Source organism: Streptomyces sp. Ncost-T10-10d (genome assembly GCF_900091955.1).
Taxonomy (GTDB): domain Bacteria; phylum Actinomycetota; class Actinomycetes; order Streptomycetales; family Streptomycetaceae; genus Streptomyces.
The window spans coordinates 1-12,383 of the sequence record NZ_FMDF01000207.1 but is presented as its reverse complement, the minus strand read 5'-3'; the positions used below and the strand labels follow the sequence as shown (position 1 = coordinate 12,383).

Annotated in this window: 11 protein-coding genes; 7 read left to right on the top strand and 4 right to left on the bottom strand. The window is 71.0% G+C overall.

The genetic code is table 11. The features are described from left to right. The first annotated feature begins 139 nt into the window (after positions 1–139). Together GA0115254_RS35290 and GA0115254_RS35285 are read left to right on the top strand one after the other, a co-directional pair. Positions 140–715, top strand: a complete 576-nt coding sequence (locus GA0115254_RS35290) for a SigE family RNA polymerase sigma factor (protein ID WP_093899338.1) — start codon at positions 140–142, stop codon at positions 713–715. Positions 716–786: 71 nt separating this feature from the next. Further along, on the top strand, positions 787–2,046 hold the full coding sequence (locus GA0115254_RS35285; RefSeq protein ID WP_093899337.1) for a hypothetical protein: 1,260 nt from the start codon (positions 787–789) through the stop codon (positions 2,044–2,046). A 91-nt stretch (positions 2,047–2,137) separates the two neighbouring features. On the opposite strand, the gene GA0115254_RS35280 is transcribed toward GA0115254_RS35285, so the two are convergent. Together GA0115254_RS35280 and GA0115254_RS35275 are read right to left on the bottom strand one after the other, a co-directional pair. Continuing rightward, entirely contained in the window at positions 2,138–3,022 is an 885-nt protein-coding gene (locus GA0115254_RS35280) for an SURF1 family protein (protein WP_093899484.1), read from the bottom strand. Positions 3,023–3,241: 219 nt separating this feature from the next. Continuing rightward, the gene (locus GA0115254_RS35275; protein ID WP_370740999.1) at positions 3,242–5,137 is read right to left on the bottom strand and encodes a S9 family peptidase; all 1,896 of its coding nucleotides are present in this window, start codon (positions 5,135–5,137) and stop codon (positions 3,242–3,244) included. Positions 5,138–5,208: 71 nt separating this feature from the next. Here GA0115254_RS35275 and GA0115254_RS35270 point away from each other — a divergent pair, with 71 nt between their 5' ends. Together GA0115254_RS35270 and GA0115254_RS35265 are read left to right on the top strand one after the other, a co-directional pair. After that, entirely contained in the window at positions 5,209–6,045 is an 837-nt protein-coding gene (locus tag GA0115254_RS35270) for a class I SAM-dependent methyltransferase (protein WP_093899335.1), read from the top strand. 53 nt (positions 6,046–6,098) lie between these two features. After that, positions 6,099–6,488 carry a nuclear transport factor 2 family protein gene (locus tag GA0115254_RS35265; RefSeq protein WP_176740416.1) on the top strand — a complete coding sequence of 130 codons (390 nt, stop codon included), beginning with the start codon at positions 6,099–6,101 and terminating at the stop codon, positions 6,486–6,488. Between the two features lie 161 nt (positions 6,489–6,649). On the opposite strand, the gene GA0115254_RS35260 is transcribed toward GA0115254_RS35265, so the two are convergent. Next, on the bottom strand, positions 6,650–7,195 hold the full coding sequence (locus GA0115254_RS35260) for a winged helix-turn-helix transcriptional regulator (RefSeq protein ID WP_093899334.1): 546 nt from the start codon (positions 7,193–7,195) through the stop codon (positions 6,650–6,652). 46 nt (positions 7,196–7,241) lie between these two features. Here GA0115254_RS35260 and GA0115254_RS35255 point away from each other — a divergent pair, with 46 nt between their 5' ends. Then, complete coding sequence (locus GA0115254_RS35255) at positions 7,242–8,678, top strand: MFS transporter (RefSeq protein WP_093899333.1); 1,437 nt, start codon at positions 7,242–7,244, stop codon at positions 8,676–8,678. A 73-nt stretch (positions 8,679–8,751) separates the two neighbouring features. Here the strand turns inward: GA0115254_RS35255 and GA0115254_RS35250 are convergent, their stop codons facing one another. Beyond that, positions 8,752–9,555, bottom strand: a complete 804-nt coding sequence (locus GA0115254_RS35250) for an SGNH/GDSL hydrolase family protein (RefSeq protein WP_093899332.1) — start codon at positions 9,553–9,555, stop codon at positions 8,752–8,754. A gap of 416 nt (positions 9,556–9,971) precedes the next feature. On the opposite strand from GA0115254_RS35250, the gene GA0115254_RS35245 reads away from it, so the two are divergent. After that, positions 9,972–10,673, top strand: a complete 702-nt coding sequence (locus GA0115254_RS35245) for a response regulator transcription factor (protein ID WP_093899331.1) — start codon at positions 9,972–9,974, stop codon at positions 10,671–10,673. Next, the gene (locus GA0115254_RS35240) at positions 10,670–12,301 is read left to right on the top strand and encodes a sensor histidine kinase (RefSeq protein WP_093899330.1); all 1,632 of its coding nucleotides are present in this window, start codon (positions 10,670–10,672) and stop codon (positions 12,299–12,301) included. Before GA0115254_RS35245 ends, GA0115254_RS35240 begins: the two co-directional genes overlap by 4 nt. Positions 12,302–12,383 lie beyond the last annotated feature (82 nt).

Genomic DNA, 12,383 nt, shown 5'->3' with positions numbered 1-12,383 from the left:
ACGCGGTGCCGCGCGCGTACAACCCTGACGGGGGGAAACGTGTCCAACTGGCGTGGCAGAGGTTCTCGAAATCACAGTGGTGGGCCCCTTGCGCGGCGCTTCGGTGCGTCCGCTCAGACGGCCCCGCGCACCCGGCGGTATGCCGGTGATTGCGCCCATGCCCGCTGCACGTCCCGCACGGCTGCCGTCGCAGCGCGAGGGCGCTGAGGAGAGCGTGGCTGCAGGAACCACGGTCGACCATCTCACCGAGACCTATCGGGCCCATTACCGTTCGCTGCTGGGCCTCGCGGCTCTGCTCCTGGACGACACCGCCTCGTGCGAGGACGTCGTGCAGGAGGCGTTCATCCGCGTGCACTCGGCGCGCAGCCGGGTACGGGAACCCGAGAAGACACTCGCGTATCTGCGTCAGACCGTCGTCAACCTGTCGCGCTCCGCGCTGCGCCGCCGCATCCTCGGGCTGAAGCTGCTGTCCAAGCCCATGCCGGACATGGCGAGCGCGGAGGAGGGCGCGTACGACCAACTGGAGCGGGACGCGCTGATCAAAGCGATGCGGGGGCTGCAACGGCGCCAGCGAGAGGTGCTGGTGCTGCGTTACTTCGCGGACATGACGGAGGCTCAGGTGGCCGAGACGCTGGGCATATCCCTGGGCTCGGTCAAGGCGTACGGCTCCCGTGGGATCGCGGCGCTGCGCGTCGTGATGGAGGCGCAGGTATGAGTTGGCGCTACCGCAGGAAAGAGAACAGCCACGAGCGTGAGCATCGGATTGACCGGACTGGAAACGGAATTGTGAACGACGGGCCGGAGAGCGCCTCGCATGTGAACCCGGACGCGAAGTCGGACGCGAAGTCGGATGCGGATCACGTGGAACGGGATCTCGCGGATCGCGACCTCGCGTCCGCGGGAGGCGCGGGTGACCTCTGTGAGGGCGACACAGCCGCTGAGACGGCCGAGCTCGGGGGGCTGAGCAGCCTCTTCGGCAAGGGCCCGGGTATGGGTTCCGGTTCGGGGGGCGGTGGCGGCCCGGACATGGACGAGGTCGCGCTGCGCCGCATGCTGCGCGGGGCCGTCCAGCACATCGAACCCCGCGACGGCACCCTTGACCATCTGTACCGTGCGGTGCCCGCGCGGCGCGCCAGGCGGCGGCAGGCCGTCGTCGGTATGGCGGCAGCGGCGCTGCTCATCGGCACCGCGGTCCCCGCCTTCGTCCATGTCGCGAACTCCGACGGTTCGAGCACCGCCAACCCCGCGATGGCCGGACACGGTGAGCAGGCGCAGGGCGGCAGCGGCACCGACAACGGCTCGGGATCCGGCGGGAAGAGCGGCGGCGGCAGCACCGACGGTCAGGGTGACGGCGACCGGGGCCGGCCGACGAGCACGAGCAGTCCGTCCGACAGCCGTGGTCAGGGCGTCGGCGGCAACCTGGTCGGCGGGGTCGCCGACCCGGACAACTCCGCGGCGGCCTCCATGCCGACCTGCGATCCGGGGCAGCTCGGTGTCGCCTCGGCCGAGACGGGCGCGGCGGGTGCCGACGGCACGGTGTACGGCACGTTCCGCATCGCCAATGTCTCCGGCAAGGACTGTTCGGTGAGCAGCAGCGGCAGCGTGGGCTTCCAGGCGATGGGCGCGGCCGACCCGGCCAAGATCACGATCGTCCAGCACACCGCGGGTGACGCGGCGGCCGGACTCCCCGACCCCTCGCAGGAGCAGGGGACGGTGCTGCTGAAACCGTCCATGGCGTACGAGGTGAAGTTCGCCTGGGTGCCGAAGGACACATGTCCGACTTCCGGAGGTTCACCGAGCCCGACACCGACGGGCGGCACGGACAGCGCGGGCGGCGCCGCTGCCGCCGGGGCCGGTACGGGTACCACTGACGGGACTTCGGATACGGCTGCGCAGTTCGGCAGCGAGGACGGCGGCGGGGCGCTGGACGGCAGCGTTGCCGTGACGCACACGCCGGAGGCGGGGGCGCCGGTCGCGGAGGCGAAGATCTCCAACGCCTGCGCGGGCACGATCTACCGGACCGGGGTGCTGGCCCCCGCGACATGACGCAGGGGCGGCGGCGTACGACGCACACGTGAGGGGGCCCGCCGGTCGATTCGGCGGGCCCCCTCACGTATGTCCGGCTCAGGCGTCTGGCTCAGGCCGTGCCGGCGCTCACGTTGGAGTCGGCGGGATCGGTGGGGCCGGTGTTCGTGCCCGGGTCCTTGCCTGTATCGGTATCCGCATCCGCATCCGCATCCGCATCCGTGCCCGCATCCGTGCCGTCGACGAGGCCCAGCTTCAGGTCCCGCGCCGCTTCGGCCTCGCGGCGGACCAGCCGGAACCACATGAAGAGCACGAACCCGGCGAAGACGAACCACTCGCCCGTGTAGCCGAGGTTCTGGAAGGCCTTCAGATCGAGCCCGGTGCCCTGCGGTACGGCGGCCGGTACGGGACGCAGCGCGCCGCTGGAGCCGGTGTCCTGGAGCGTCACCCATGCGTCGTAGACGTCGTACGGGACGAGGTTGACCAGGGAAGCGGCGCTGATCATGCCGAGCTGACCGTCCGGGAGCCCACCCGCCGTGTCGACGCCCGCGGTGCCGGCGTTCTCGGACGCCTGGAGGTCGCCGGTCACCGTGACCTCGCCGGTCGGTGCGGCAGGCACGGCGCTGTGGCCGGGCTTGCCGGGCAGCCAGCCGCGTACCACCGGCAGGGCCTTGCCACCGTCCGTGCGGAGCATGTTCAGGACATAGAAGCCGCTCTTGTCGTCCAACTCCCGTCCGGGTACCAGGAACTGGTCGGCGTACCGGCCGGTGGCGGTGGCGGGGCGGCCCGAGGTCACCGTGTCGACGGGCAGGAGGTCGTCGATCGGCTCGGCCGCCCTCGTGCCAGGGGCGGGCTGCTTCTCGGCGGCGTCGTGCGTCTGCACGCGATCCTCGAAGCGGCCGAGCTGCCAGGTGCCCATGAAGATGCAGAACGGGATGGCCAGCACGACGAAGAGGTTGATCCCCCACCATCGCGGGGTCAGCAGGAACCGGTACACCCCTCCACGGTACGGTCCCCGCTCCGGTCGCCCGGAGCGGGGTGCCGCGTGGGGCGCGGCCGCGGTGCCGACGGGGCCGGTGGCCGTCGGCGTCCGGCTCGGCACCCCGACCGCGCGGCGTTGCTCGCCGGTCACCGATTCGTCCTCGATCGCCGGCGGGCTCACGACGGCCTGTGGCGGTGGTGTCATGCGGGCTTCGTGCGGGAGTGACAGACGTCCCTATTCTCCGGACAGGCTCGAAGAGGCGGGGGCGCCATCCGTGGCCAGGTGGCGCTGGGCGAAGTCGAGTTCCAGCCGGAACTGCTTGATCCGTTCCTCCACGACGAGCGAACCGTGTCCCGCGTCGTACCGGTAGACCTCGTGCACCGCGTCACGGCCCTTCAGCCGGTCCACGTAGTTCTCGACCTGCCGGATCGGGCAGCGCGGATCGTTGACGCCCGCCGAGATGTAGACCGGCGCCCGCACGGCGTCGACGTACGTCAGCGGGGACGAGGCCTCGAAACGCTCGGGGACCTCCTCCGGCGTGCCGCCCAGCAGTGTGCGGTCCATCGCCTTCAGGTCCTCCATCTCGTCGTGATACGCCGTGACGTAGTCGGCGACCGGGACCGCCGCCAGGCCCAGGGCCCAGTCGTCCGGCTGCGTACCGAGGCCGAGCAGGGTCAGATAGCCACCCCAGGAGCCACCGGCCAGGACCAGCTTCGCCGGGTCCGCGAGCCCGGACTTCACCGCCCACTCCCGTACCGCGGCGATGTCCTCCAGCTCGATCAGACCGACCCGGTGCTTGAGCGCGTCCGTCCAGGCGCGGCCGTATCCGGTGGAGCCGCGGTAGTTGACCCGGACGACCGCGTAGCCGTGGTCCACCCAGGCGGCGGGGCCGGAGGCGAAGGCGTCGCTGTCGTGCCAGGTCGGTCCGCCGTGGATCTCGAAGACGGTGGGAAACGGGCCCTCCGCCGGGGCGGCGGGCCGCTGCACGAGAGCGTGGACGCGGCCCCCGGGCCCGTCCACCCACACGTCCTCCACCGGCACGGAGGCCGGAGCCTTCAAGCCGGGCGGATCGAGCACCACCGCACCCGAGGTGGACCGGATGACGGGCGGCTGCGCGGCCGACGACCACAGGTACTCCACCGTGCCGTCGGGCCGGGCCGTGGCTCCCGACACCGAACCCGCGGGGGTATCCACCCGGACGGGAGCGCTGCCCGCCCCCGGCTCGTACCGCCACAGGTCGCTGCGGGCCTCGAAGCCGTGCACGATCAGCAGCGCGGAGGCGTCCGGATACCACTCGGCGCCCACATCACCGGGCAGGCCGATCGCGAGGTCCGTCTCCGTGCCTGTCATCGGATCCCAGATCATCGGCTCCCAGCGGCCCCGCCGCTGATGCCCGACCAGCAGCCTCGTGTCCCCGGCGACGGGGGCGAAGCCCAGCACGGACAGGCCCAGCTCCTTCGTACCGCCCTCGGTGTCGTCCAGCTCGGCGACGGTCGACCCGTCGGGCCGCACGACGCGCAGCGCGGAGTGCATCGCATCGCCGTGCTCGGTGTGCTCCAGGGCGATCAGCGTCCCGTCGTACGACAGGTCGCCGACGCCCGCCGACTCGTGGTGGCGGTAGATCTCGACGGGCGCGGCCCCGGGCCGTACGACATGGACCGTCGTCCCGTCCTCGTCGGTCGAACGGCCGACCACCGCCGTACCGTCACGCCCGATCGCGAGCCCGGCCGAGTACGAGGCACCGAGACCGGGTGCCGCCGGCTCGTCCACCACCTCCGCGCCCTCGCCGCTGTGGAACGGCTGGCGCATCCACACCCCGAACTCGTCCCCGTCGGTGTCGCTGAACCACCAGATCGACTCGCCGTCCGGTGTCAGCACGCCGTCAGTCGTCCCGTTCGGCCGGTCGGTCACCTGACGCTGCTTGCCGGTCGCGCGGTCCCATGCGTACAGCTCGTACGTCCCCGTGGCATTGGAGACGAACAGTGCGCGGTCCGGCGCATCCTCCGCCCAGTCGGGCAACGACACCCGCGGCGCCCGGAAACGCTGCTCCCACTCCGGTACGGAAGCGGTCGCCGGAGCGGAAGCGGTCGCCGGTGCGGTGGAGGCCGTCGAGCCAGTGATCTCAGTCATGCCCCCCATTCTGCGCCGGAACGACGACAATTCGTTCGCATCGCCCGCAGCCTGTGGATAACCTCCCGGGCATGTATGCACCGACCCCTGCCGACTGGCACGAGGCCAACCGCGCGCGCTGGGACGAGCGGGTCCCCATCCACGCCGGGAGCGACTTCTACGACCTGGATTCCTTCCGCGCCGGCAAGGAGGCCCTGCGCGACTTCGAACTCGCCGAGGTCGGGGACGTCACGGGCAAGTCGCTGCTGCATCTGCAGTGCCACATCGGGGTCGACACCCTCTCCTGGGCCCGGCACGGCGCCGCGCACGTCGTCGGTCTGGACTTCTCCGAACCGGCCGTGGAGACCGCACGCGGCCTGGCCCGCGAGCTGGGGTTCACCCAGGACCGGGCAGCGTTCGTCGCCGCCGATGTCCATGACGCCGCGCAGGCCGTCCCGGACTCGTCGTACGACATCGTCTACACCGGCGTCGGCGCGCTGAACTGGCTGCCCGACACCCGGCGCTGGGCCGAGACCGCCGCATCGCTCGTGGCGCCCGGCGGCTTCCTCTACCTCGCGGAGTTCCATCCGCTCACGGACTGCCTCGACGACTCGACCGGCGCGAAGGTCGTCCACGACTACTTCAGCCGCGACGCCTGGGTGGACGAGACGCCGGGCACGTACGCGGACTTCGACGCACCGACCGTCCACAACCGAAGCGTCGAATGGCAGCACCCGATCGGCGACGTGGTGTCGGCGCTGGCCGCCGCCGGGCTGCGGATCGAGTTCCTGCACGAGCACGACGTCTCGCTCTTCGCCCGCTTCTCGGCGCTGGAGCGGCACGGCGACGGCTTCTACCGCTTCCCCGCGGACCGTCCGCGCATCCCGCTGATGTACTCGGTCAAGGCATCGCGCCCGGCCGGCTCCTGACCGAAGGCGGACGTTCAAGGCCCGTTGTCAGTGGTGGGGTTCAGACTCGAACCATGACCACGACTGCTGATCTGCGTACCGCGGTGAAGACGTACTGGACCGCGGCCGGCAACCGCGACTGGGACACCTTCGCCACGACGCTCGCCGACGAGGTGCTGTACGACCTGCCGCAGACCCGCGAACGCATCCGCGGGAGGGAGCGGTACGTGCAGTTCAACCGGGAGTACCCGGGGGACCGGCACGTCGGTGTCGAACGGATCGTGGCCGACCGGGAGGGGCAGCAGGTCGCTGTCCGGACGGTTTTCACGGTCGGCCCGCAGGAGTTGCACGCCCTCCACTTCTTCACGTTCGACGCGGAGGGGCGGATCAGCGAGATCACCGACTTCCGGCCCGAGCCGTACGAGCTCCCGGCGGGCCGGGAGCACCTCGTCGAGCGGTACTGAGGCCGATCGGACGGGGGCGGGGGGATGAATGGGGGAGACCGGAGTGGGGGACGGGGAACGTGAGGGCGGCGATGGGCGTCGGCCGGGCCGCGGGTCCTCCGGTCGCCCTCTCGTCCTCGCCCTTGCCCCTGCCTTCACCTTTGCTTTCGCCCCGCTCGCCCTCAATTGCCTGACGGGCTCGGCTCCTTGGGCCCCGTGCGGTCCCACCCGGGGGCGCGGACATCGACTGTCAGCGTGTTCATCGCGACCTCCTTGCCGCACGTGCGGCAGATCCACGCCGCATCAAGATCGTGCGCGTGCGAGTCCTCGTGACCGGCCTCCGCCGCCGGTTCATGGATCATGACCACCGGCTGCTCCTCCAGCACCCACCGGTCGCCCCAGTCCAGCAGGGCCCGGATCACCGGTGCGAGATCACGACCGGATTCGGTCAGGTGGTACTCGTAGCGCGGCGGCCGTTCGTTGTAGGGCCGCCGCTCGACCACCCCTGCCTGCTCCAGTGAGCGCAGCCGGGCCGCGAGGCGGTCCCGGGGCGCGCCGGTGTTACGGGCGATCGCCTCGAACCGGTGGTTGCCGAAGAAGATCTCGCGCACCGCGAGCAGAGCCCATTTCTCACCCACCACATGCAGCGCGGCGGCGGCCGAGCACGGCCGGCCGGGCAGCGAGAACGCGGGGACGGCGGGGGTGTGGGGTTCCTGTGCAGCACTCATCACTACAAGGTTGCCATCTCAAACTCACTGGCGCTACCTTGCCGCCATGACAGTTGGAGAATCAAACTCACCCCCCTCTGCCGTTGCCTCCGCGACTGGCCGTGCGGCTGCCCCGGCTTCCTCCCGTGCCACCGGCTGGATCATTTCGGCCGGTGTCTTTGTCGTGAATCTCGATCTGTTCATCGTCAATGTCGCGGTCCCCGCCCTGGGCGACGCCTTCGACGGCAGCTCGCTCGCCTCGCTGTCCTGGGTGCTCAACGCGTACGCGATCGTCTTCGCCGCTCTGCTCGTCGTCGCGGGCCGGCTCGCCGACCGGTACGGACACCGCCGAGGTTTTCTCCTCGGTCTTGCGGTCTTCACCGTCGCCTCCGCGCTCTGTGCAGTCGCCCCCGGCGTCGGCTGGCTGGTGGCCGCCCGCGTCCTGCAGGCCGTCGGAGCCGCCGCCCTCCTGCCGACGTCGCTCGCCCTCCTGCTCGTCAACACCCCGGCAGAGCGTCGTCCCCGGGCCATCCGCAGCTGGGCGGCGATCGGCGGCATCGCGGCCGGCCTGGGGCCGGTGGTCGGTGGCGTACTCGTGGAAGCGGACTGGCGCTGGGTCTTCCTCGTCAATGTGCCGGTCGGTGCGATCGGCCTGATCGCGGGCGGCCGGTCGCTGCCCGACGCCCGCCCGCACCGCGAGGGTCCCTTCCCGGACCTCTTCGGTGCCGTTCTGCTCACCCTCGCCATCGGCGCACTGGCGCTCGCCCTGGTCAAGGCCGATGCCTGGGGCTGGAGTTCGCCGGGAGTCCTCGGCCTGCTGGTCGCGACCGCCGTCCTCGCCGCGGGCTTCTGGCTGCGCTCCGCCCGGCACCCGGCCCCGGTCGTCGAACTGCCGATGCTGCGCACCCGGGCCTTCGCGACAGCCACCTTCGCGGCTCTGCTCTTCACCGTCGCGTTCGCCGCGATGCTGCTGACGTCGGTGCTCTGGTGCCAGCAGGTGTGGGGGTACTCGGCGATCCGTACCGGACTCGCCATCGCCCCGGGGCCGTTGGCCGTACCCGCGCTCGCCGTGCTCTCGGGGCCGGTCGTCAGTCGCATCGGAGCGGGCCGCACCGCCGCACTCGGCTGCCTGCTGTTCGCTGTCGGGCTGGCCTGGTGGGCCGTCGCACTCGATACGGCTCCGCACTACGCGAGCGGTTTCCTCCCCGGCATGATGATGACCGGCATCGGCGTCGGATTCGCCCTTCCCACCCTGGTCGGCGCCGCCGCTGCGGCTCTCCCGCCCACCCGTTTCGCCACCGGATCAGCGGTCACCACGACGGCTCGCCAGACGGGTTCGGTGCTGGGTGTCGCCCTGATGGTCACGCTGCTCGGCGCCCCTGACGGACCGGCCGAGGCGCTCGACGCGTTCCGGCACGGCTGGTGGGCGGCCGCAGCCACCGCCGTACTCGCCGCTGCGACCGCCCTCGCCCTGCACCGACGGGGCACGGCTGCCCGCGCCTGAACGCAACAGAAGCGCGGTGGGTGGCCGGAACCCCGGCAGCCTGCCGCGCTTCTGTACCTCCGTCGTCCGCGTCCTACGCGGCCGAGCGGAAGGCTGGAAGATAGCCGCCCGACTGTCCGGCGGCCTTGGGGTGGTACGAGTTGTAGACGGGGAGCGTCACACTGTGGAGCCATGCGTCACCGGAGCACAGCTCATGCCCGGTGAACTCGTCCACCACGCTGGAGAACGTGAACCCGGCGTTGGCCGCCTGCTTGGCGATGACACCGTTCAGGACGTCGGACGCGTTGTTGATGGCCGCCCGCTCCTTCTCCGAGAGCCCGGCGATGCAGCTGCCGCTCAGCTGGTAGAAGCGCGGGTATCCCAGCACCACGACATGGGCCTGCGGGGCCCGTGAACGGATGGAACCGTAGAGCGAACTCAGGCCGGACGGCAGCGAGGTCTGTATCTGCGACACCGCCGAGCTCACGCTGCTCAGGCAGGTGGCCTCGCTGGACAGCACGCAGTCCTGCATGACATCGGCGAAGCCGACGTCGTTGCCGCCCGCAGTGACGCTGACTAGGCCGGTGGACGAGCTCAGTGCGCCCAGCTGGCTGCCGGCCACCGAACTCGTCGTGGCGCCCGAACAGGCGACGAAGGCGAAAGAGGAAGGTGAGTTCGCAGCTGCCCAGAGGTAGGGGTAGGCGTTGGTGCTGCGGCGGCAGTCGCCGCTGTCGGAGAGATAGCTCCCCGCGCCGACGCCGGACGAGTACGAGTCGCCGAGTGCGACGTACCCGCCGGCGGCGGCCGAGGATGCCGAGGCCGGCTGGGCGACGCCCAGAGCGGCCACGGCGGCGAGGACCAGAGTGGATGCGGACGCCCAGAATCTCCGTACTGACATGGCTGTCAGCCCTCCGAAGTGTGGGGGGTGGGTGGGGGGTTGCTTGAGCGCCACGTTTCTAGCAGCTGTTGGTACTCGCCGGTAATAGCTGCGCAAGAACTGGTCTGATATGCCTGAATGATCGTTCGGTCGCGATGGCTCCGCGCGTAGATAAACCTCTCGGGGTGCCTGAATCTCCTTGCGAGGCCTGAGTTGCGGGCGGCGGTGGAGCCCCGTGCCATGGCGCCCGGGGTGCGGGAGCCGGCCCCGGCGAGGTCCAGTCGTCGGCGCTTGAACGGGCCGGCCACGGCCCCTGCGTGACGGGCTGTCAATCGCCGCGAGTGATCCGGTATCCGCGTCCGGAGTCCGGCTCCGCGTCAGCGGCTCATACGGATACTGGTACCCCTGTCACGACGGAGCCCGGACGAGGAGTCTCGTTGAGCGCACGCATACTGGTTGCCGAGGACGACGTGAAGCAGGCGCGGTTGATAGGCATCTATCTGGAGCGTGAGGGGAACGAGGTCCAGATCGTCGCCGACGGCCGCTCGGCGATCGACCGGGCAAGGTCCTCCCGGCCCGACCTCATCGTGCTCGATGTGATGATGCCCAACGTCGACGGTCTCGACGTATGCCGGATCCTGCGCGCCGAATCCCAGGTCCCCATCCTGCTGCTCACGGCACGCACCACGGAGGAGGACATGCTCCTGGGGCTGGACCTGGGGGCCGACGACTACATGGCCAAGCCGTACAGCCCCAGGGAGCTGACAGCTCGGGTCAGGGCGCTGCTGCGCCGGTCGAAGGCGGCCGGGCGCACTGATCCGGCGGTGCTCACGGTCGGCGACCTGGAGATCGACACCGCTCGTTTCGAGGTACGGGTGGCCGGGGCGCCGGTGGTGTTGACCGGCAAGGAGTTCGCCATCCTGACCGTGCTCGCGGGGGAGCCCGGACGGGCCTTCACCCGGGCACAGATCATCGACCAGGTCTTCGGGTTCGACCAGAACGTACTGGAACGCACCGTCGATGCCCATGTGATGAACCTGCGGCGGAAGCTGGAGCGGGGGCGAGCGGACCGGAGGTATGTGGAGACCGTCTACGGCCGGGGATACCGATTGGCGAACGGGCCCGGTGCGGGGCAGTGAGCTTCAGACTGCGGGCGCTCGGCCTGCTGATGCTTGTCGCGATGGCCGCCACAGCGGCGACCGCCTGGCTGACTCTGCGGCAGGCGAACCTCCAGGTCCGCGACTCCGCCGCCGCGGGGCAGCAGGAGGTCTCCCGGATCACCGGCGAACTGTACGCGTACGGCTTCGCGCACGGCACTTGGGACGGGGTCTCGCCGACTGTGGGCGCGCTGGCGAAGGACACCGGTCAGCGCATCCGCGTCGCCACGGAGGCCGATGCTCTTGTCGTCGACTCCGACGCCCTTGCGGGCCGCGAACCCCGCACGGCCGACAGCCGGCCCCCGGTCCTGGTCGATCCGCGCCCTGCCCTGCGGTTGCCCACGGAGAAGGCGCCGAGGGTCTCGGTCAAGCTCACGGTGACCGCGATCGCCGAGTACCGGGCTGCCGCGACGTACGCCGCATGCCTGACACGTGCGGGGGCCGCGGTGACGGCCCGGCCGAACGGTATCGGCATCCCCGTGATCAGCACGGAGCACCGGCCCTCGCAGTGCAGGGAGTCGTCGGCCGACTCGGATCCTCGGATCGCCCAGGATCACGAAGCGGTGCAGACGTGCGAGTCCGATCCGCGGCCCGCCGCCTGTCTCCAGCGGGCCTTCAACGAGCGGATCGCGGCCGCTGCGCCGCCCCGACTCCAGGTCCTTCTCGGGGCCAGGGACGAATCCCCGCCCACCCTGGCCGCCGCGCCCACGATTGCCGTCGCGGCGGGCGTCTTTCTCGCGGCTGTCCTGGGCGCCCTGCTTCTGTCCAGGGCGGTGCTGCGCCCGATCCGGGCCCTGACCATGGCAGCGCGGGGGCTGGGCGAAGGCGACCTGGGGCGGAGGGTGGTCGTCTCCGGCCGGGACGAGATCGCCGAACTCGGTGGTGCCTTCAACCGGATGGCCGACTCCATCCAGGCGGGTGAGGACCGCCAGCGCCGCCTCACCGGTGACATCGCGCATGAGCTGCGCACCCCGCTGGCCAATCTGCGCGGCTATCTGGAGGCGCTGCAGGACGGCTACGTCGAGCCGACCCCCGAACTGCTGGAGTCCCTCCACGAGGAGGCGATGCTGCAGCAGCGGATCGTGGACGACCTGCAGGATCTGGCCCTGGCCGAGGCCGGTGCGCTCACCTACCATCGCGTCGATGTCGATCTGGGCGAAATGCTGGAGACCTGCCGCACCGCCCACCGGGCCAGGGCCGAGACGGCCGGCGTCGTACTGGAGCTCGACGTACCGCAGTCGGTACGTGTGTTCGCCGACGCGGACCGGCTGCGCCAGGTCGTCGGCAACCTGGTCGTGAACGCGGTACGGGTCACGGCGCCAGGCGGCAGGGTGAACCTTGCGCTGGTCCGGGACGGAGACCTGGCGGTCATTCAGGTGCGGGACACCGGGAAGGGGATACCTCCCGAGGACCTGCCGCACCTATTCGACCGCTTCTGGCGCGCGGACGCGGCACGGGGCCGCGCCACGGGTGGCAGTGGCCTGGGGCTGTCCATCGCCCGCCAGATCGTGACCGACCACCGGGGGAGGATCGATGTGGAAAGCACCGTGGGAGTCGGCACGGCATTCAGCGTCGTGCTCCCCACGGGCCCGGGGGATATCGCAGGGTGAGCGGAGGCGGCCGATCGGCACGGGGCGGGCACAGGCGACCGGCACCGGCCGGACGGCCTTGGATGCCGTCGCAGTCGCACGG